Source organism: Sphingobium sp. WR1, from assembly GCF_059693745.1.
This window is the reverse complement of the sequence record NZ_JCATID010000002.1, coordinates 138,081-157,229: the sequence shown is the minus strand read 5'-3', so window position 1 is coordinate 157,229 and position 19,149 is coordinate 138,081. Positions and strand designations below refer to the sequence as shown.

Below are 19,149 nucleotides of genomic sequence, written 5' to 3'. Positions count from 1 at the left end.
GGCGATGAGCAAGAAGGGAACAGGCATGTCCAGGGCTGGCGAACTGGTGAAGGGTTTCCGCACCCGCACCGTCCCGCGCGAGCGGACGGCGCTCGCCATCTGGTTCTGGGAAATCGACCGCGTTCTCCTGTCGCTGATCGTCGCGCTGATGGCGATCGGCCTGGTCGCCGTCGCCGCCGCGTCGCCCGTCGCCGCGATCGACCGATCGACCGCGCAAGTCGCGGTCAATCCGCTCATCTATTTCTATCGCCAGTTGATGTGGGTCTTCATCGGCCTGCCGATCATGCTGGTCATCTCCATGCTGCCCCGGCCGCAGGCGCGGCGGCTGGCGATCTTCATGTGTGCCTTCTTCTTCCTGATGCTGCTGTTCGTGCCGCTGCTCGGCTCGACCGTGAACGGGGCGAAGCGCTGGATCGACTTGCCCGGCTTCCGTTTCCAGCCCTCGGAATTCCTCAAGCCTGCCTATGTGGTGACGCTGGCCTGGCTGCTGTCGCTGCGCACCAAGGATCAGAATCTGCCGGTGATGCAGTTGACCGGCGCGATGACTCTGCTGATCGCGGTGATCCTGATGCGCCAGCCCGACTTCGGCCAGACGGTGATCTTCCTGGCCTGTTGGGGCTGCCTGCTGCTGCTGTCAGGCCTTGAGATGCGCTGGATCGCAATGCTGGGCGGCGCGGGGCTGGCGGGCCTTGTCGGCGTCTATATGTTCTATGAAAATGGCCGCCAGCGCATCAACGACTTCCTGGGCATCGGCGTCCAGATGGACACTGGCCCGGACCAGACCGATCTTGCCTTCCGCACCATCACCCATGGCGGCTTTACCGGGGTCGGGCCGGGCGGGGGACAGAACAAGTTCCGCCTGCCCGAAGCCCATACCGACTATATCTTCTCGGTGATCGGGGAGGAGTTCGGCCTGCTCGCCTGCATCGCCATCGCCTGTGTCTATCTCGCCATTGTCGTGCGCGTGCTGCTGCGCCTGCTGGACGAGGAGGATGTTTTCACCATCCTCGCCGCCGCCGGCCTCACCACCCAGTTCGGGTTGCAGGCGATCATCAACATGGGCGTGAATGCGCAGATATTTCCGTCGAAGGGCATGACGCTGCCCTTTATCAGCTACGGTGGCTCCTCTATGCTGGCGCTCTGTATCGGCGTCGGCCTGCTGCTCGCATTCACGCGGCGCAATCCCTTCATGGGTCGGCACACGGTCGTCAAATGGAGTGGTCGATGAGCATTTCCCGTCACTTCGTCCTCGCCGCCGGCGGGACGGGGGGTCATATGATTCCAGCCCATGCCGTGGCCGAGGAGCTGATGGCGCGCGGCCATCATGTCGCGCTCGTCACCGATGAGCGGGGTGCGAAAATCCCCGGCATCTTCGACGGTGTGCAGGGCAATCGGGCGCAGGTCCATGTCATGCCCGCCGGCCGCATGACCAGGAATCCGGCAAGCTGGCCAAGCGCGATGAAGGCGATTCTCGCCGGGCGCGCCATGGCCCGCCGCCTCAACGAAACCTTCCGTCCGACCGCCGTGGTCGGCTTTGGCGGCTATCCCGCCATGCCCGCTCTGCTGGGCGCGCTGGCCGACGGCATCCCGACCGCCATCCATGAGCAGAATGCGGTGCTGGGCCGGGTCAACCGCCTGCTCGCCGGCCGCGTCGGCGCCATCGCCACCGCCTATCCCGATGTCGAGCGCCTCAAGGACAAATATGCCGCCAAGGTGCATCTGATCGGCAACCCGGTGCGCGAGGAAGTGAAGGCGCTGCGCGAGGAGGAATTTCCCGCGCTGACCGACGAAAGTGTCTTCCGCGTGCTGGTGATCGGCGGCAGTCAGGGCGCGACCGTCCTGTCCAGCGTCGTGCCGGAAGGTCTGTCGATGCTCCCGGTCGCGCTGCGTCGCCGCCTGCAAGTCACGCAGCAATGCCGGGCCGAGGATATTGAGCGCGTCCGCAAGACCTATGCGGAGATGGAAATCCCCGCCGACCTCGCCACCTATTTCAACGACGTGCCTGAGAAACTGGGCTGGTCGCATCTGGTGATCGCGCGTGCGGGCGCTTCGACGCTGGCGGAGCTGACCTGCGCGGGGCGCCCGGCGATCCTGATCCCGCTGCCCAGCGCGATGGACGACCATCAGACCGCCAATGCGAAGGAAATGACCGAGGCAGGCGGCGCGCGCACCATTCCGCAGGCGCGTTTCACCGCGGTGGAACTCGCCAAGCAGATGCAGAAGATGGCGCTGGAACCCGGCGCGCTCCAGAACGCTGCCAAGCGTGCCCGCAACTGCGGCCGCCCCGACGCCGCGCGCGACATGGCCGACCTGCTCGAAAGCATCGGCAAGGCGCCGATCATGAACGATCCGGTCAAGGTCGGCCCGACGCCGACCACGCTGAATTTGCAGGGTGTCCCTGCATGAACACAAAGCTCTCCCCGTTCGGGCTACACTCAACCTCCGTTCGCCCTGAGCCTGTCGAAGGGCCGCACTTCTTTTCGTCCATCGCTCAAAAGAAAGGGCAGGGCTTCGACAAGCTCAGCCCGAACGGCGTTATGTATAAGGAATTCCGCGCATGAAGGGTGTCGGCACCGACATCGGCACGATCCATTTCATCGGCATCGGCGGCATCGGCATGTCCGGTATCGCCGAAGTGATGCACAATCTGGGTTACAGCGTGCAGGGCAGCGATATGGCCGAAGGCTATGTCGTGGAAGGCCTGCGCAAGAAGGGCATCAAGGTGATGATCGGCCACAAGGCCGAAAATCTGGGCGATGCCGCCGTGGTCGTCACCTCCACCGCGATCAAGCGCGGCAACCCGGAAGTCGAGCTGGCGCTGGAAACTCGCATCCCGGTGATCCGCCGCGCCGAAATGCTGGCCGAACTGATGCGCCTGAAGTCGACCGTCGCGGTCGCGGGCACCCATGGCAAGACCACGACCACCTCCATGGTCGCGGCGCTGCTGGACGCGGGCGGGGTGGACCCGACCGTCATCAATGGCGGCATCATCAACAGCTATGGCTCGAATGCGCGCCTCGGCAACAGCGACTGGATGGTCGTGGAAGCCGATGAGAGCGACGGCAGCTTCCTGCGCCTCGACGGCACGATCGCGGTCGTGACCAATATCGATCCTGAACATCTGGATCATTATGGCAGCTTTGACCGGGTGAAGGACGCCTTTGTCGAGTTCGTCGGCAATGTGCCCTTCTACGGCGCGGCGATGCTCTGCCTCGATCATCCCGAGGTGCAGGCGATCCTGCCGCGCGTGCAGGACCGCCGCATCGTCACCTATGGCTTTTCGGCGCAGGCCGACATTCGCGGCGAAAATGTCCAGCCCATTCCCGGCGGCAACCGCTTCGACGTGCAGATCCGCGAGCGCGACGGGTCGATCCGCCGCATCGAGGGGATCGAGATGCCGATGCCCGGCCGCCATAATGTGCTGAACGCCATGGCGGCGATCGGCGTGGCGCTCCAGATGGGGATCGAAGACGCGACCATCCAGACCGGCTTCGCCAAGTTCGGCGGCGTCAAGCGCCGCTTCACCAAGGTCGGCGAGATCGAAGTGGCGGGCGGCACCGCGACCGTCATCGACGATTATGGCCACCACCCTGTCGAAATCCGCGCCGTGCTCGCCGCCGCACGCGAAGGGGCGAAAGGCCGGGTCGTCGCCGTGGTCCAGCCGCACCGCTTCACCCGCCTGCACGACCTGATGGACGAGTTTCAGCAGGCCTTCAACGACGCCGACATCGTCTATGCCGCCCCGGTCTACACTGCCGGCGAGCAGTCGATCGAGGGCGTGGACAGCGCGGCTTTGGTCGCGGGCCTCAAGCGGCGCGGCCATCGCCATGCCTCGACCGTGGCCGACGCGGATGAACTGGCGTCGGCCATCGCCGCCGACATCCAGCCCGACGACATGGTCATCTGCCTGGGCGCGGGCGACATCACGAAATGGGCCGCTGGCCTGGCCGCCGCCGTTTCCGACAAGGTGAAGGAGTCCGCCTGATGTTCGAGCTGTTCGCCGTCGGCCTGGAAATGCAGAAGCGCATGATCGACGCCCAGATGCAGGGCGTGGAGGTCGCGCGCGACATGGTGGAGGCGGCGCAGCGCCAGCTCGAAACCGGCATGGCCATGCAGGATGCGGGGCAGGCGAACATGAAGGCGATGAAGAACTGGATGAGCCTGTGGGGCGTGCGCGCTTGATCGAGACGACTGCCCTTCCGGCCGTTCGCGGCACGCTCAAGGCCGATGCGCCGCTGGCCCCGCTCGTCTGGTTCAAGGCGGGCGGCGCGGCGCAATGGCTGTTCGAGCCGAAGGATGCGGAGGACCTGTCCGATTTCCTCCGCATGTCCGATCCGTCGGTGCCGGTGATGGCGCTGGGCCTTGGCTCCAACCTCATCGTGCGCGACGGCGGCGTGCCGGGCGTGGTCGTGCGGCTGGGCAAGCCCTTTGCGAAGGTCGAGCGGCTGGACGCCACCACGCTCGTCTGCGGCGGCGGCGCGTCGGGCATTCTCGTTTCCTCGACCGCGCGCGACGCCGGGATTGCGGGCCTCGAATTTCTCCGTTCCATCCCCGGCACGGTTGGCGGCTTCGTGCGCATGAACGGTGGCGCCTATGGCCGCGAGACATGCGACATATTGGTCGAATGCGATGTCGTGCTGCGATCGGGCGAGCGGGTGACGCTCTCCAACGCCGATCTTGGCTACACCTATCGTCACTCGACCCTGCCCGATGGCGCGGTGGTGGTCAGCGCGACCTTCCGGGGCCATCCGGGCGAACCGGCCGCGATCCAGGCCGAAATGGATCGCATCGCCGCCGCGCGCGAGGAAAGCCAGCCCCTGCGCAGCAAGACCGGCGGCTCCACCTTCAAGAACCCGGACGGCCACAAGGCATGGGCCTTGGTCGATGAAGCGGGCTGTCGCGGCCTCCAACTGGGCGGCGCGCAGGTGAGCGAGAAGCACACCAATTTCCTGCTCAACACCGGCGACGCCACCAGCGCCGACATCGAGGCGCTGGGCGAGGAAGTCCGCCGCCGCGTGAAGGCAAAGAGCGGCGTCGAACTGGAATGGGAAATCCAGCGTGTTGGGGTGTTTGCCGGCGATGATTTTACGGGAGTTACGAAGTGATCGGCACGAACCAAATCCTCCCCTGCAAGGTTCGGCAGAGGCACGTGACTCTGCCGAAGGGGACCATTTGCGCAGCAAATGGTGGAGGGGTGTCGCCCTATCGTGAGGGGGACACCCCTCCGTCAGGCCTGCGGCCTGCCACCTCCCCTTGCAGGGGAGGATTGTAATGCGTGGTCCCTGGCATGTCGCCGTCCTGATGGGCGGCTGGTCGGCGGAGCGGCCGGTGTCGCTGTCGAGCGGGGAGGGCGTCGCCAGGGCGCTGGAATCGCGCGGGCACAAGGTAACGCGGATCGACATGGACCGCAATGTCGCCGCGCGCCTGGCCGAGACGAGGGCGGACGTCATCTTTAACGCGCTGCACGGCGTTCCGGGCGAGGATGGCACGGTGCAGGGCATGATGGACCTGATGGGCCTCACCTACACCCATAGCGGCCTCGCCACATCGGTCATCGCGATCGACAAGCAACTGACCAAGCAGGCGCTGGTGCCGCACGGCATCCCCATGCCCGGCGGCCATATCGTGGAGAGCGAAAGCCTCTTCACCGCCGACCCGATGCAGCGTCCCTATGTGCTGAAGCCCGTCAATGAGGGCAGCTCGGTCGGCGTCGCCATCGTCACGGCGGAGGGCAATTATGGCAATCCCATCGCCCGCGACAGCGCCGGCCCATGGCAGGATTTCCCTGAACTGCTCGCCGAACCCTATATTCGCGGCCGCGAACTGACGACCGCGGTGCTGGGCGACGAGGCGTTGCTCGTCACTGAACTGCGCCCCAAGAGCGGCTTCTACGATTTCGACGCCAAATATACGGACGGCATGACGGAGCATGTCTGCCCCGCCGACATTCCGCCGGAGATCACCGAAGCCTGCAAGGCGATCGCGCTCCGCGCCCACCAGCTCTTGGGCTGCAAGGGCGCGTCGCGCGCCGATTTCCGCTGGGACGACGATCAGGGGGTCGAGGGGCTTTACCTGCTGGAGGTCAACACCCAGCCGGGCATGACGCCGCTCAGCCTTGTCCCGGAGCAGGCGGCGAAGCTGGGCATTGACTATGCGACGCTGGTGGAGACTATTGTCGAGGAGGCGCTGAACCGCGCCAAAGGGGCGAAACATGGCTGAGGCACGGATCAGGCGTGGCGGCACAGCGCGGCTGAGCAGCGCGAAGGGCAGGGCGAGCGGGGGCAGGTCCGGGGGCGGTCGCGGCCGCGCGCTCAAGCGCCGCAGCTGGGTCGATCAGCTCATCCAATATCTGCCCGTCAGCGAAGCCACGCTCCAGCGCATGGCCAGCTGGGCGATCGTCGGCATTTTCGGCGGCCTCGTCATCGCCATCGCCATCTTCCTGGGATTGCCCGCCATGGCCCGGCAGCAGGCGGCGGACTTCGCCGCCCGCGCGGGTTTCGAAGTGGAGAAGGTCGAGGTGCGCGGCGTCGAGCGGATGGACGAACTGCCCGTCTACAATATCGCGCTGGGCCAGGTGGACCGGTCCATGCTCTCGCTCGACCTGCCCAAGGTCCGTGACGAGATGCTGAAGCTTGGCTGGGTCAAGGATGCGCGCGTCTCCCGCCGCCTGCCCGATACTTTGGTCGTCGATATCGTCGAGCGTGATCCGGTAGCGGTGTGGCAGCATGAAGGACAACTGAACCTGATCGACGTGCAGGGCGTGGTGCTTCAGTCGGTGGCCAGCAATGCGATGCCCGACCTGCCGCTGGTCGTCGGCCCCAATGCGAACCTCCAGACCGCGGGCCTCAACAAGCTGATGGAGAATGCCCCGGCGCTGAAGCCCATGCTGGCGGGCGCGACCTGGGTCGGGAACCGTCGCTGGGATCTGCGCTTTCAATCGGGTGAGACGCTCTCCCTGCCGGAGGGCGACAGGGACTCAGCCTCGGCGCTGGTGAATTTCGCGCGGATGGATGGGGTCAACCGGCTGCTCGGCCGGGGCATCGTCAAGTTCGACATGCGTGATCCCGACCGTTTCGTCCTGCGCCTGCCGCAGGGCCGGGTCGAGGAAAAGCCCACCGACGCCGCGGCGGAAACCGCCAATGCGCCGGGTAAAGGCGAGGAAGGCTAAGACGAGATGGCGCAGCCCAAGGTCGAAAAGCTGATCACCGCGATCGACATTGGCTCCTGGAAAGTGTCGGCGCTGATCGCAGGCCGCACCGACACTGGCGAACTCGCCATCCTGGGGACGGGGCAGCGCGAGAGCCGTGGCGTGCGCCGCGGCTTCATCGCTGATATGGAGCGGACCGAACTCGCGGTGCGCGAGACGGTGGAACAGGCCGAGCGTGTCGCCGGCACCAATATCGAGGATGTCTGGGTCAGCTTCTCCGGCGGATCGCTGGTCAGCGACGTCGTCACGGTCGAGCGCGACATGGGCGGCTATCGCGTGGAACAGCCCGATATCGACGATCTGCTCACCACCGGCCAGCAGGGCATCGATCCCGACGGCCGCATCGTCCTCCATGCCCAGCCGACCTGCTTCACCATCAACGGCAAGGTGCCTGTGAAGAAGCCGCTGGGGATGCACGCCGACCTGCTGGGCGTCGACATCCATGTCGTGCTGGCGGATGGCGCGCCCCTCGCCAATCTCGACCTCTGCGTGCGCGGGGCGTATCTCAACGTCAATTCGATCGTCGCCTCGCCGATCGCGACCGGCCTCGCCTGCCTGTCGGAGGAGGAGCGCGACCTTGGCGTGGCGCTGGTGGAGATGGGCGCGGGCGTCACCAACGTTTCGCTCTATGCCGGCGGTATGCTGGTGGGCCTCCATTCCATACCCATCGGCGCATCGGACATTACCGACGACATCGCCTCGGCCTTCGGCATCCGCCGCAGCCAGGCGGAACGGATCAAATGCTTCTATGGATCGGCGATGCAAAATCCCCGCGATTTCCGGGAGATGATCGAGATCGCACCGCCCCATGGCGAAGTGGCGGTGCCGGGGCAGGCGGCCGGACCGAACGCGGAAGGGGGCAAGATCACCCGCGCCGCTTTGGTCGGCGTCATCTGCGAACGGCTGAACCAGATCATGACCGAAGTGAATGCGGCGCTGGCCGGCATGGGTTTCAACAGCACCGGGCGTCAGGTTGTGCTGACCGGCGGCGGCGCGGAAATGAAGGGCGTCGCTGATTATGCGCAGGGCGCTTTGGGACGGGCCGTGCGGATCGGGCGGCCAAGGGGCTTGTCCGCCATGCCTGAAGCGCATAGTGGGCCGGCTTTCGCGACATTGGCGGGACTCGCGCTTTACGGCGCTTCCAACCCGGTTGATCTCCGCACGATGGCGCCTGCGCCGCAGACCGTGCATCGTCTGGGCGCACCCTTGTGGTGGCAACGCATGATGCGCGCCATGCGGACCAACTATTGAGATGAATGAAGACAAAGACGAAAATAGCTGGTGAAATCCTCTATTTTCTGGTGTTAACAAATGATGACGGTGTCGCTTCCTGACGAGGAAGCTGAGGGAGCAGTAATTATGAGCATTGAAATCAGCCCGCCTCATGTGGACGAACTGAAGCCGCGCATCGCGGTAATCGGCGTCGGCGGCGCGGGCGGCAATGCCATCGCGAACATGATCGCCGCCTCGGTCGAGGGCGTGGACTTCATCGTGGCCAATACGGACGCGCAGGCGCTGAACAGCTCGCCGGCCGAACGCCGCATCCAGCTTGGTCCGCAGATCACTGAAGGCCTGGGCGCCGGATCGCGTCCCGAAATCGGCAAGGCGGCGGCGGAAGAAACCATCGCTTCGGTCGAGCAGGCGCTCGACGGCGCGCATATGTGCTTCATCACCGCCGGCATGGGCGGCGGCACCGGCACCGGCGCGGCCCCCGTCATCGCCAAGGCCGCGCGCGATCGTGGCATCCTGACCGTCGGCGTCGTCACCAAGCCCTTCACCTTCGAGGGCAATCGCCGCATGAAGTCGGCGGAAAGCGGCATCGAGGAGCTTCAGAAGCATGTCGATACACTGATCGTCATCCCGAACCAGAATCTGTTCCTGATCGCCAACCCGAACACCACCTTCAAGGAAGCGTTCCAGATGGCGGACGAGGTGCTGCAGCAGGGCGTGCGCTCGATCACCGACCTCATGATCATGCCGGGCCTCATCAACCTCGACTTCGCCGACGTCCGCTCGGTGATGGGCGAAATGGGCAAGGCGATGATGGGCACCGGCGAAGCCGAAGGCGACGGCCGTGCGCTCCAAGCCGCTGAAAAGGCGATCGCCAACCCGCTGCTCGACGGCGTGTCGATGCGCGGGGCGAAGGGTGTCATCGTTTCGATCGTCGGCGGCGACGATATGCGTCTGATGGAAGTGGACGAAGCCGCCAACCATATCCGCGAACTGGTGGACCCGGACGCGAACATCATCTGGGGTTCCGCCTTCAACGACGGCCTCAACGGCAAGATCCGCGTGTCGGTGGTCGCCACCGGCATCGACAGCGACGTCGGTGCCCAGGCTGCGCCGCTAACCCAGCCCTTCAGCTTCGCCAGCCGCCCGACCGTGGCCGTGCCGCAGGCCCCGGCCCAGCCAGCGCCCCAGCCCAGGCCGGTGGCCGCCGCGCCCGCGCCGCAACCGATGCCGGCTCCTGCCCCCGCCCCGGAGCCGGAAACGCTGGAACTGGACGTGCCCGAAGCGCCGGCTCCTGCCCCGGTTCAGAAGGCGGCTGCCCCGGCCGCCTTCGCGCCGACCAAGCCGTCCGCCGTCTTCTCGGATGATGGCCCGGACCAGGACGAACTGGTCCTTGGTGCCGACAATGCCGAGCAGCCGCCTGCGCCGGCCGCTCCCGCCCAGCCCACGCCGCGCGTCGCTACCGGCGGCACGCTGTTCGAGCGCATGGCGGGCCTGACCCGCGGCGGCGAAAAGGCGCCGACCTCGGAAGAGGGCGCGCCGGGCGTCGATATCCCGCGATTCCTCAACCGCCAGAGCAACCAGTAAAGGCCAGCGGCGCGGTTCCGCCGCGCCCTCCTTGGCAAAGCGCGCCATCGACCGCCCGGAGCGGTCCGGCGCGCTTTTTTGCTGCGTCAATTTGCCATTCACGCCGGATGGGCTAAGGCGGGCATGTGATAAAATCTCTTTCCTGGATTCTCGCTCCCACCGTCGCCATCGGGGGCGTGCTTCTCCCCGGCGCCGCTCTGGCCCAGACCGATCAGGCCCAGATGATGCGCCCGCTGGGCGCCGCCGATCTCAACAGCAATCTTTCCCGGCTTGCGGCCAATCCGCGGGACGTCGCCGCGCTGATCGGGGCAGGGGAGGCGGCGCTGGCGCTGGACGATCCCCATGGCGCCGCCGGTTTCTTCGCGCGCGCCGATGCGATCGACAGCGGCAATGGCCGGATCAAGGCGGGGCTGGCGCGGGTCATGCTGAAATTGCAGAATCCGGTTGAGGCGGTCCGCCTGTTCGATCAGGCGTCGCGCCTGGGTTATCCCGACACGACCATCCTGTCCGATCGTGGGCTGGCGCGCGACATGACCGGCGACCAGGCCGGGGCGCAGCGCGATTATCAGGCCGCGCTCGCCCGCACGCCCGGCGATGCCGAACTGATCCGCCGCTATGCCGCCTCGCTCGGCATATCGGGTCAGGTCCAGGCGGCCGACAAGGCGCTGGAGCCGCTGCTCTACAAGAGCGACCGGGCGGCGTGGCGCTATCGCGCATTCATCTATGCGATGAACAACCGGCAGGCCGACGCGAAGAAGGTGGCGGAGCAAACCATGCCCGCGCAGCTCGCCGCCGCGATCACGCCCTACATGCAGAAAATGCCTTATCTGACCGCGCCGCAAAAGGCGGCGGCCGTGCATTTCGGGCAGTTTCCGGCGCAAATCGGCACGCGCATCGCCGCGATCACGCCGACGCCGCCTGCGCCGGGCGTGACGGCCGCGCCGAGGACGCCCGCTGTCGTCGCCGCCGCGCCCGCTTCGCCGCCGGCCCAGGCCCGGCCGCTCACGCGCACCGAACAGCGTCGCCAGCAGCGCGAGGCGGCGCGCATCGCCCGCGCCGAGGGGCTCTCCGCCACGCGCACGGCGCCCTCTGTCCAGCGCTTGCCACCCCCCGCGACCCGCCAGCCGCAGGTCGCGCAGGCGCAGGCGACCCAGCCGACGCCGCTGCCCGCAGCGCGTCCGGTCCAGCCCGCGCCCTCCAGCGCCGCGCCCGCCACCGCACCCGCTTTGCCGCCGGTGCGCCAGCCCGCCGCGCCGTCCGCCGCCGTGCAGGGTCCGCCCGCGCCCGGCTTCGAATCGATCGATAGCGCCCCACGCCCCGCGGCTCAGCCCTCCGGCGCCGGGTCGCAGCTCAACGCGATCGCGCTGGCGCAGGCCGGAACGCCGGCCCCGCCGCCATCGCCACCGCCGCAAGCATCGGTATCGACCGCGCCGCCGCCCGTCTCTCAGCCTGCCGCTTCTCTGCCCACACCGCCGCCGGCGGCTCAGCCCGTCCAGCCCATAGCCCCGGTCCCGCCTTCACCCAATCCAGAGGCGACCCGCACGCTGGCCGATATCATCCACGCGATCGACGTGCCCGAGAGCGAGCGCCGGGCGACGGTCGCCGCTGTCGACCTGAACGAAGTGGCCGCGCTCCAGGCCCAGCGCCGCGCCGAGCGCCAGGCGGCGGCGAAGGCCGCAGCCGACAAGGCGAAGAAGGAAGCCGCCGCCAAGGCCAAGGCGGAAGCCGATGCCAAGGCGAAGGCCGAGGCGGAGGAAAAGAAGCGCCTCGCCGCCAATCCCGCGCGCAACTGGCTTCAGGTCGGTGTCGGCCAGAGCAAGCCGGCGCTGGGCTTCACCATGCGGGGTTTGCGCAAGAAATATGCGATCCTGGCGAAGCAGGATGGCTGGAGCGCCAGTTGGGGTCGCACCAACCGCCTGCTGGTCGGTCCCTTCGCCAGCTTCACCCGCGCCAGGGAACTGGAAGCCGATCTGAAGAAGGACGGCGCCGACGTGTTCGCGTGGAAAAGCGAGGCGGGGGAAGAAGTGGAGAAATTGGCGGGAGAATGATCGGTTGCCTCCGGTAGACAGGCGCGATTGGGAGCGGACCTTGTTCCCCCTCCCGCTTGCGGGAGGGGGTTAGGGGGTGGGCCTGCGCGACCTTGATGCTATACCCAGCCCGCTGCGACTAAATTCCCCCGGCACAAAGCCGGGGTCATTAAGTTTCGTTCCCCCTCCCGCAAGCGGGAGGTGATCATGTTTCCACCAAAGCCGGCCATCGCCGCGCAAAAATGCGCGAATATGCCGACCGGGGAATAGTAGCCGTTCAATCTCGGCCGATACTGCTCTAAGAGGCGGCGCATGACGACGCTCGCCCCCTATGCCTGCCATCCCGCCGCCAGCCGTGGACGTCTGCATGTCGAGCCGGACGGGGAGATGCGCGGGCCGCGCGACATCTTCCAGCGCGACCGCGACCGGATCATCCATTCCATCGCCTTCCGCCGGCTTCGCCACAAGACGCAGGTGTTCGTGTCGCCCGACGGCGATCATTTCCGCGTCCGCCTGACCCACAGCCTGGAAGTCGCCCAGATCGGCCGCACCACGGCGCGCACGCTGGGTCTGAACGAGGATCTGACCGAAGCGCTCTGCCTCGCCCACGACATCGGTCATCCGCCCTTCGGCCATGCGGGCGAGGATGCGCTGGAGGTGGCGCTGGACGATCATGGCGGCTTCGATCACAACGCCCATACGCTGCGCACGCTGATGCTGCTGGAAAGCCCCTATCCGCGTTTCCGGGGCCTCAACCTCAGCTGGGAAATGCTGGAGGGGCTGGCCAAGCATAATGGCCCGATCGGCCGCCCCGGCTGGGCGATGCGCGAGCTGGACGCGCTCTATCCGCTCGACCTCGCCAGCCATGCCTCGCTGGAGGCGCAGCTGGCGGCGATTTCCGACGATATCGCCTATGACAATCATGATATCGACGATGGCCTGCGCGCCGGGCTGCTGACACTCGACCAGTTGCTGGAGGTGCCGCTGGTGCGGCGCTGTTGGGACCGGGTGCGCGGCCGCTATCCCGATGTGGCGCCGGACCGGCTGCTGCGCGAACTGGTGCGTGAGCAGATCGGCGTCATGGCCAACGACCTGATCGACGCGACCCGGCGCAACATCGCGGAGTCGGGTGTCCAGACGGTCGAGGATGTCCGCGCGCTCGGCCGCACGCTGGTCGCCTTCTCGCCCGAACTGGCGCGGCAGGAGCGCGACCTCAAGCGCTTCATGTATGCGACCCTCTACCATCATCCCGACCAGCTGGCGGCGGCCGATCGGGCGCGGGTGATCGTTACCGACCTGTTTCGCGCCTATCAGGCCGATCCCGCGCTGATGCCCGAAGAATGGCGCGACGAGTGCGCACTGGAGGAACCGACCCGCAGCCGCCACATCGCCGATTTCATTGCCGGCATGACCGACCGCTACGCCGAAAAGCGCCATTCGGAGATATATGGGCCGGTCGCGGCGGCCGGCGAATAAGAGCGATTGACGCGCTCCCTCCTTTGACGCAATGCACTTATGTCTCTGGCGGATTCGTCCGCCGGGCATGATGCGGGAGAGCATGGGAAGCCTTTCAGGCCACCCCGTCGCCGAAGGAGCAACCGCCCCGGAATCTCTCAGGCCAAAGGACCGCATCGCGCGCAAGGCACTCTGGAAAGCGGACGTTTTTCCGTCCCACCGAAGGGGTAAGCCAAGTGGCCGCACGGCTGCTGGTCAAAGCTCTCAGGTTCCGTGACAGAGGGGGTGGCAGATGTAACCGGCCCGACTCCGGGCATGGCTAAGCTGTCGCACCCAACCCCGCACGGAAAGGCTGCCCCATGTCCGGCATCGACGATATCACCCATCTCGAAGAAGAATTGCCGCTGCAGGATCTGCCGCTGGATGCCTGGCACCGCGCGAAAGGCGCGCGTATGGTCGGTTTCGCCGGCTATCACATGCCGATCCAATATGAAGGCATCATGGCCGAACATGGCTGGACCCGCGAACATGCCGGCCTGTTCGATGTCAGCCATATGGGCCAGCTGACCTTCTCGGGCGAGGGCGTGGATGAGGCGCTGGAACATCTGCTGCCCAGCGACATCAAGGGGCTGAAGCCCTTCCGCCAGCGTTATTCGATGCTGCTCGACGAAGAGGGCGGCATTCTCGACGATCTGATGATCTCGCGCCTCGGCGACAGTGCCTTTGACGGCGCGGCCATCTACATGGTGGTCAACGGTGCGACCAAATATGACGATATGGGCTGGATGATCGAGCATCTGCCCGACGAAGTCGTGATGAACCATATGGACGAACAGGCGCTGCTGGCGCTGCAAGGTCCGGAAGCGGGCGAGGCGCTGGCGGCGCTGATCCCCGAAACCGCCGATCTCCTCTTCATGCAGTCGGGCCTGTTCGCCTGGCGCGGCGTTCCGCTGTGGATCAGCCGTTCGGGCTATACCGGCGAGGACGGGTTCGAGATCAGCGTGCCTGCCGAGGATGTGACCTTGCTCGCCGATGCGCTGTGCGCGCTGCCGCAGGTGAAGCCGATCGGCCTTGGCGCGCGCGACTCGCTGCGTCTGGAGGCGGGACTGCCGCTCTACGGCCATGATCTGACACCCGTTGTCAGCACCATCGGCGCCGATCTGGGCTTCGCCATCGGCAAGCGCCGCCGCGAGGAAGGCGGCTTCATCGGCCATGCCCGGGTGGTGAAGGAACTGGCCGAAGGTCCAGGCTCCAAGCGCGTGGGCCTCAGGATCGAGGGCCGCCTGCCGGCGCGCGAAGGCGCGCAAATCTACGCCGGCGACGTGCTGGTGGGCGAAGTGACCTCCGGCGGCTTTGCGCCGACCGTGGGCGCGCCGATCGCCATGGGCTGGGTCAGCCTGCCCCATGCCGGGCTGGACGAAGCGCTCGAAATCGATGTGCGCGGGCGCCGCATCGCCGCCACGGTTGCGCCGATGCCGTTCGTTCCGCATCGTTACCGCCGCAAGGCCTGAATTTTCAGATTTTCCGAGGGGAGTATCATCATGAGCCGTTATTTCACCGACGAACATGAATGGATCGACGTCGCGGGCGATATCGCCACCGTCGGCATCACCGATTATGCGCAGGAGCAGCTGGGCGACATCGTGTTCGTCGAACTGCCGGCTGAGGGCACCAGCTTTGAAAAGGGCGACGACGCTGCCGTCGTGGAATCGGTCAAGGCCGCATCCGACGTCTACGCCCCGATCTCGGGCGAGGTCGTCGAATCCAACAGCGCGCTGGAGGATGAACCCGCGCTGGTCAACAGCGATGCCGAGGAAGATGGCTGGTTCTTCAAGCTGCGCATCGCCGACGCCAGCGAACTGGAAGGCCTGATGACCGAAGCCGCCTACAAGACGTTCGTGGCCGCGCTTTGATTTTGAAGTTCCCCTCCCGCTTGCGGGAGGGGCTAGGGGAGGGCGTGTAGCGCCATCTCCGTAACAGACCCTCCCCCGACCCCTCCCGCAAGCGGGAGGGGAGACCAAGGGGCGAGGGGGGAGTTTTTGGAAATGCGCTACCTACCCCTTACCGACACCGACCGGCAGCAGATGCTGTCCGTCATCGGCGCGGCGTCCATCGACGACCTGTTCGTGGACGTCCCCGCCGAGGCCCGCCTGACCGGCACGATCGAGGGCCTGCCGCCCCATGCCAGCGAACTGGCGGTCGAGCGCCATATGGCGGCGCTCGCGCGGAAAAACCTGTCGGCAGGGGAGGCGCCCTTCTTCCTCGGCGCCGGGGCCTACAAGCATCATGTTCCCGCCAGCGTCGATCATCTGATCCAGCGGGGCGAGTTCCTGACCGCCTACACGCCCTATCAGCCGGAAATCGCGCAGGGCACGCTCCAGGTGCTGTTCGAATTCCAGACCCAGGTCGCCCGCCTGCTGGGCTGCGACGTCGCCAACGCCTCCATGTATGACGGCTCGACCGCCTGCTGGGAAGCGATCGGCATGGCCCGCCGCATCACCAAGCGCGGCAAGGCGATCCTGTCCTCCGGCCTGCACCCCCATTATGTCTCGGTCGCCAACACCATGGCGAAGTTCACCGGCGACGTGCTGGAGCATCAGGCGCCGACCCTCGACGCCGCGACCGATATCGACGCGCTGATCGCGGGCATCGACAAGGATGTGAGCTGCGTCGTCGTCCAATATCCCGACATTCTCGGCCGCATCGCCGACCTGACCCCGCTCGCCGACGCCGCCCATGCCGCCGGCGCGCTGCTGGTCGCGGTCGTGACGGAGCCGGTCGCGCTGGGTGCGATCAAAGCGCCGGGCGAGATGGGCGCGGATATCGTCGTGGGCGAAGGCCAGTCGATCGGCGTCGGCCTCCAGTTCGGCGGTCCCTATCTCGGCCTCTTCGGCTGCAAGCAGAAATATGTCCGCCAGATGCCCGGCCGCCTGTGCGGCGAAACCGTCGATGCGGCGGGCAAGCGCGGCTTCGTGCTGACCCTCTCGACCCGCGAACAGCATATCCGCCGCGAGAAGGCGACGTCGAACATCTGCACCAACTCCGGCCTCTGCGCGCTGGCGTTCAGCATCCACATGACCCTGCTGGGCGAGAAGGGGCTGCGCGAACTGGCGGGCCTCAATCATGCGCTCGCCTGTCAGGCTGCCGACCGCCTTGCCAAGGTGCCGGGCGTCACGCTGCTCAACGACAGCTTTTTCAACGAATTCACTCTGATCCTGTCGAAGGACGCGCGCGAAATCGTCCGCAATCTTGCCGACAAGGGCGTGCTGGGCGGCGTATCGCTCGGCCGCCTGTTCCCAGACGCGCCGCAGATCGGCAACGGCCTGGTCGTCGCCGTCACCGAAACGGTGACGCCGGAGGATATCGAAACCCTGGCGCAAGCGCTTGAGGAGGAACTGGCATGACCATGCTGAAGGAAGGCCGCCCCACCGCGCCGCAAGCCGTCACCGAAATAGACAATAACCCCGCCACCGCCACCGGCAATCGCGCGCTGATGCTGGAGGAAGCGCTGATCTTCGAGATCGGCTCGACCGATACCACAGGTGTCGACTTCGCTGTCGCGCCCAAGGTCGCCAGCCGCCTCGGCAGCCTCGCCCGCACCGACGGCATCGGCCTGCCCGGCCTGTCGGAGCAGGAAACGGTGCGCCACTATACCCGCCTCAGCCGTCAGAACTACGCCATCGACCTGGGCCTGTTCCCGCTCGGCAGCTGCACCATGAAGCATAATCCGCGCCTCAATGAAAAGGTGGCGCGTATGCCCGGCTTCGCGGACCTTCATCCGCTCCAGCCGCAATCGACGGTGCAGGGCGCGCTGGGCGTCATCAACGAACTGGCGATGTGGCTCATCACGCTGACCGGGATGCACGGCGTCGCGATGACGCCCAAGGCTGGCGCGCATGGCGAACTGTGCGGCCTGCTCTGCATCCGCGCCGCGCTCGAAGCGCGGGGCGATGCGCGCAGCGTCGTGCTGGTGCCCGAAAGTGCCCATGGCACCAATCCCGCGACGGCCGCCTTCTGCGGCTACAAGGTCGAGGATATTCCCGCGACCCCGGACGGCCGCGTCGATGTGGAAGCGCTCAAGGCGCGGCTTGGCCCCGATGTCGCGGCTGTGATGATCACCAACCCCAATACCTGCGGCCTGTTCGAGCGCGACATGAAGGTGATTTCCGACGCGGTCCATGCCGCCGGGGCCTTCGTCTATTGCGACGGCGCGAACTTCAACGCCATCGTCGGCCGGGTCCGCCCCGGCGACCTGGGCGTCGACGCCATGCACATCAACCTGCACAAGACCTTCTCGACGCCCCATGGCGGCGGCGGTCCGGGTTCGGGTCCGGTGGTGCTGTCGGAGGCGCTTTCGCCCTTCGGCCCGCTGCCCTATACCGCGCGCATGGCCGACGGCACGATCCACCTCATTGAGGAGGAGAATGTCGGCGAGGAAATGCCGCAGAGCTTCGGCCGCATGTCGGCCTTCCACGGCCAGATGGGCATGTTCACCCGCGCGCTCACCTATATCCTCAGCCACGGCGCCGACGGTTTGCGTCAGGTGGCGGAGGACGCCGTCCTCAACGCCAATTATATCCTGCGCAGCCTGGACGATGTGCTGGACGCGCCCTTCGGCGGCAGCGGCCCATGTATGCATGAGGCGTTGTTCAGCGACAAAGGCCTCGCCGAAGGCTTCACCACGCTCGACATCGCCAAGGGGCTGATCGACGAGGGCTTCCACCCGATGACAATGTATTTCCCGCTGGTCGTCCATGGTGCGATGCTGGTCGAACCGACCGAGACGGAAAGCAAGGCGGCGCTCGACCAGTTCATCCTGGCGCTGCGCAGCCTGGCGGAACGCGCCAAGGCAGGAGATGAAGCGCTGAAGGGCGCGCCCTATTTCGCGCCGCGCCGCCGCTTGGACGAGACGCTGGCCGCGCGCAAGCCGGTGCTGACCTGGACCGAGCCGGCGCTGGCGCAGGCCGCCGAATGACGAATGGGCCGGAGCCGTGGGAACCCGGTTCCGGCCCCGTTGCGGCGGGCCAGCCTGATCTCAGGCGCCATGCCCCCGCGACCGGGCGCAACCGCGATGCTATCGTCGCCGTGCTGCGCGACGCCCTCCCATCCTCCGGTCTCGTGCTGGAGGTGGCGAGCGGCAGCGGCGAGCATAATGTCTATTTCGCCGACGCCTTTGCCGATCTGATCTGGCAACCCAGCGATCCCGATCCGGCCGCTCTGGCCTCGATCGCGGCATGGCGCGCCGACGCGAACCTCCCGAATCTCCGCCCGCCGATCCTGCTGGACGCCAGCGCCGACTGGCCGATCGCGCAGGCTGATGCGATCCTGTGCATCAACATGGTCCATATCAGCCCATGGGCGGCCACGCTGGGGTTGATGAAGGGGGCAGGGGCGTTGCTGCCGCCCGGTGGCCTGCTCTATCTCTATGGACCCTATCTGCGTGATGGTGTGGACACCGCACCCAGCAATGTCTCTTTCGACGCCTCGCTCAAGGCCCGCGACCCGCACTGGGGCTTGCGGCGGCTGGAGGATGTGGTCGCGGCGGCCGAGGCGCAGGGGCTGGTGTTCGAACGCTTGATCGAAATGCCAGCGAACAACCTGTCATTGCTGTTTCGCAAGCGATAGCCCACATTATCCGAGCTT

Annotated in this window: 16 protein-coding genes and 1 riboswitch; all 16 genes read left to right on the top strand. The window is 66.6% G+C overall.

The features are described from left to right. Nucleotides 1-25: 25 nt before the first annotated feature. A complete protein-coding gene (locus AC58EF_RS03190) occupies nucleotides 26-1,228 on the top strand; it encodes an FtsW/RodA/SpoVE family cell cycle protein (RefSeq protein WP_497274439.1) in 1,203 nt (400 codons plus the stop codon). Continuing rightward, nucleotides 1,225-2,406 (top strand): undecaprenyldiphospho-muramoylpentapeptide beta-N-acetylglucosaminyltransferase, encoded by a 1,182-nt coding sequence (murG, locus tag AC58EF_RS03185; RefSeq protein ID WP_497274438.1) that lies wholly within the window; start codon nucleotides 1,225-1,227, stop codon nucleotides 2,404-2,406. The genes AC58EF_RS03190 and murG overlap by 4 nt, the downstream gene beginning before the upstream one ends. 151 nt (nucleotides 2,407-2,557) lie before the next feature. After that, complete coding sequence (gene murC / locus AC58EF_RS03180) at nucleotides 2,558-3,985, top strand: UDP-N-acetylmuramate--L-alanine ligase (protein WP_497274436.1); 1,428 nt, start codon at nucleotides 2,558-2,560, stop codon at nucleotides 3,983-3,985. Continuing rightward, the gene (locus tag AC58EF_RS03175) at nucleotides 3,985-4,182 is read left to right on the top strand and encodes a hypothetical protein (protein ID WP_497274434.1); all 198 of its coding nucleotides are present in this window, start codon (nucleotides 3,985-3,987) and stop codon (nucleotides 4,180-4,182) included. The genes murC and AC58EF_RS03175 overlap by 1 nt, the downstream gene beginning before the upstream one ends. Then, the gene (gene murB, locus AC58EF_RS03170; RefSeq protein WP_497274432.1) at nucleotides 4,164-5,105 is read left to right on the top strand and encodes a UDP-N-acetylmuramate dehydrogenase; all 942 of its coding nucleotides are present in this window, start codon (nucleotides 4,164-4,166) and stop codon (nucleotides 5,103-5,105) included. Before AC58EF_RS03175 ends, murB begins: the two co-directional genes overlap by 19 nt. A 166-nt stretch (nucleotides 5,106-5,271) precedes the next feature. After that, nucleotides 5,272-6,219, top strand: a complete 948-nt coding sequence (locus AC58EF_RS03165) for a D-alanine--D-alanine ligase (protein WP_497274431.1) — start codon at nucleotides 5,272-5,274, stop codon at nucleotides 6,217-6,219. Next, nucleotides 6,212-7,168 carry a cell division protein FtsQ/DivIB gene (locus AC58EF_RS03160; protein WP_497274430.1) on the top strand — a complete coding sequence of 319 codons (957 nt, stop codon included), beginning with the start codon at nucleotides 6,212-6,214 and terminating at the stop codon, nucleotides 7,166-7,168. Before AC58EF_RS03165 ends, AC58EF_RS03160 begins: the two co-directional genes overlap by 8 nt. Nucleotides 7,169-7,174: 6 nt before the next feature. Next, entirely contained in the window at nucleotides 7,175-8,458 is a 1,284-nt protein-coding gene (gene ftsA / locus AC58EF_RS03155) for a cell division protein FtsA (protein WP_497274429.1), read from the top strand. Between the two features lie 108 nt (nucleotides 8,459-8,566). Then, nucleotides 8,567-10,024, top strand: coding sequence for a cell division protein FtsZ (gene ftsZ / locus AC58EF_RS03150; RefSeq protein WP_497274428.1), 1,458 nt, complete (start codon nucleotides 8,567-8,569; stop codon nucleotides 10,022-10,024). A gap of 125 nt (nucleotides 10,025-10,149) precedes the next feature. After that, the gene (locus AC58EF_RS03145) at nucleotides 10,150-12,072 is read left to right on the top strand and encodes a tetratricopeptide repeat protein (protein ID WP_497274426.1); all 1,923 of its coding nucleotides are present in this window, start codon (nucleotides 10,150-10,152) and stop codon (nucleotides 12,070-12,072) included. Nucleotides 12,073-12,363: 291 nt separating this feature from the next. Further along, the gene (locus tag AC58EF_RS03140) at nucleotides 12,364-13,527 is read left to right on the top strand and encodes a deoxyguanosinetriphosphate triphosphohydrolase (RefSeq protein WP_497274424.1); all 1,164 of its coding nucleotides are present in this window, start codon (nucleotides 12,364-12,366) and stop codon (nucleotides 13,525-13,527) included. Between the two features lie 63 nt (nucleotides 13,528-13,590). Further along, a riboswitch (glycine riboswitch) is annotated at nucleotides 13,591-13,690 on the top strand. Between the two features lie 175 nt (nucleotides 13,691-13,865). Next, nucleotides 13,866-15,017 carry a glycine cleavage system aminomethyltransferase GcvT gene (gene gcvT, locus AC58EF_RS03135; RefSeq protein ID WP_497274423.1) on the top strand — a complete coding sequence of 384 codons (1,152 nt, stop codon included), beginning with the start codon at nucleotides 13,866-13,868 and terminating at the stop codon, nucleotides 15,015-15,017. A gap of 30 nt (nucleotides 15,018-15,047) precedes the next feature. Next, nucleotides 15,048-15,419 (top strand): glycine cleavage system protein GcvH, encoded by a 372-nt coding sequence (gene gcvH, locus AC58EF_RS03130; protein ID WP_497274422.1) that lies wholly within the window; start codon nucleotides 15,048-15,050, stop codon nucleotides 15,417-15,419. A 132-nt stretch (nucleotides 15,420-15,551) separates the two neighbouring features. Then, entirely contained in the window at nucleotides 15,552-16,910 is a 1,359-nt protein-coding gene (gcvPA, locus tag AC58EF_RS03125; protein WP_497274420.1) for an aminomethyl-transferring glycine dehydrogenase subunit GcvPA, read from the top strand. Continuing rightward, nucleotides 16,907-18,481 carry an aminomethyl-transferring glycine dehydrogenase subunit GcvPB gene (gene gcvPB, locus AC58EF_RS03120; RefSeq protein WP_497274418.1) on the top strand — a complete coding sequence of 525 codons (1,575 nt, stop codon included), beginning with the start codon at nucleotides 16,907-16,909 and terminating at the stop codon, nucleotides 18,479-18,481. Before gcvPA ends, gcvPB begins: the two co-directional genes overlap by 4 nt. Then, nucleotides 18,478-19,131 carry a DUF938 domain-containing protein gene (locus AC58EF_RS03115; protein WP_497274417.1) on the top strand — a complete coding sequence of 218 codons (654 nt, stop codon included), beginning with the start codon at nucleotides 18,478-18,480 and terminating at the stop codon, nucleotides 19,129-19,131. Before gcvPB ends, AC58EF_RS03115 begins: the two co-directional genes overlap by 4 nt. Nucleotides 19,132-19,149 lie beyond the last annotated feature (18 nt).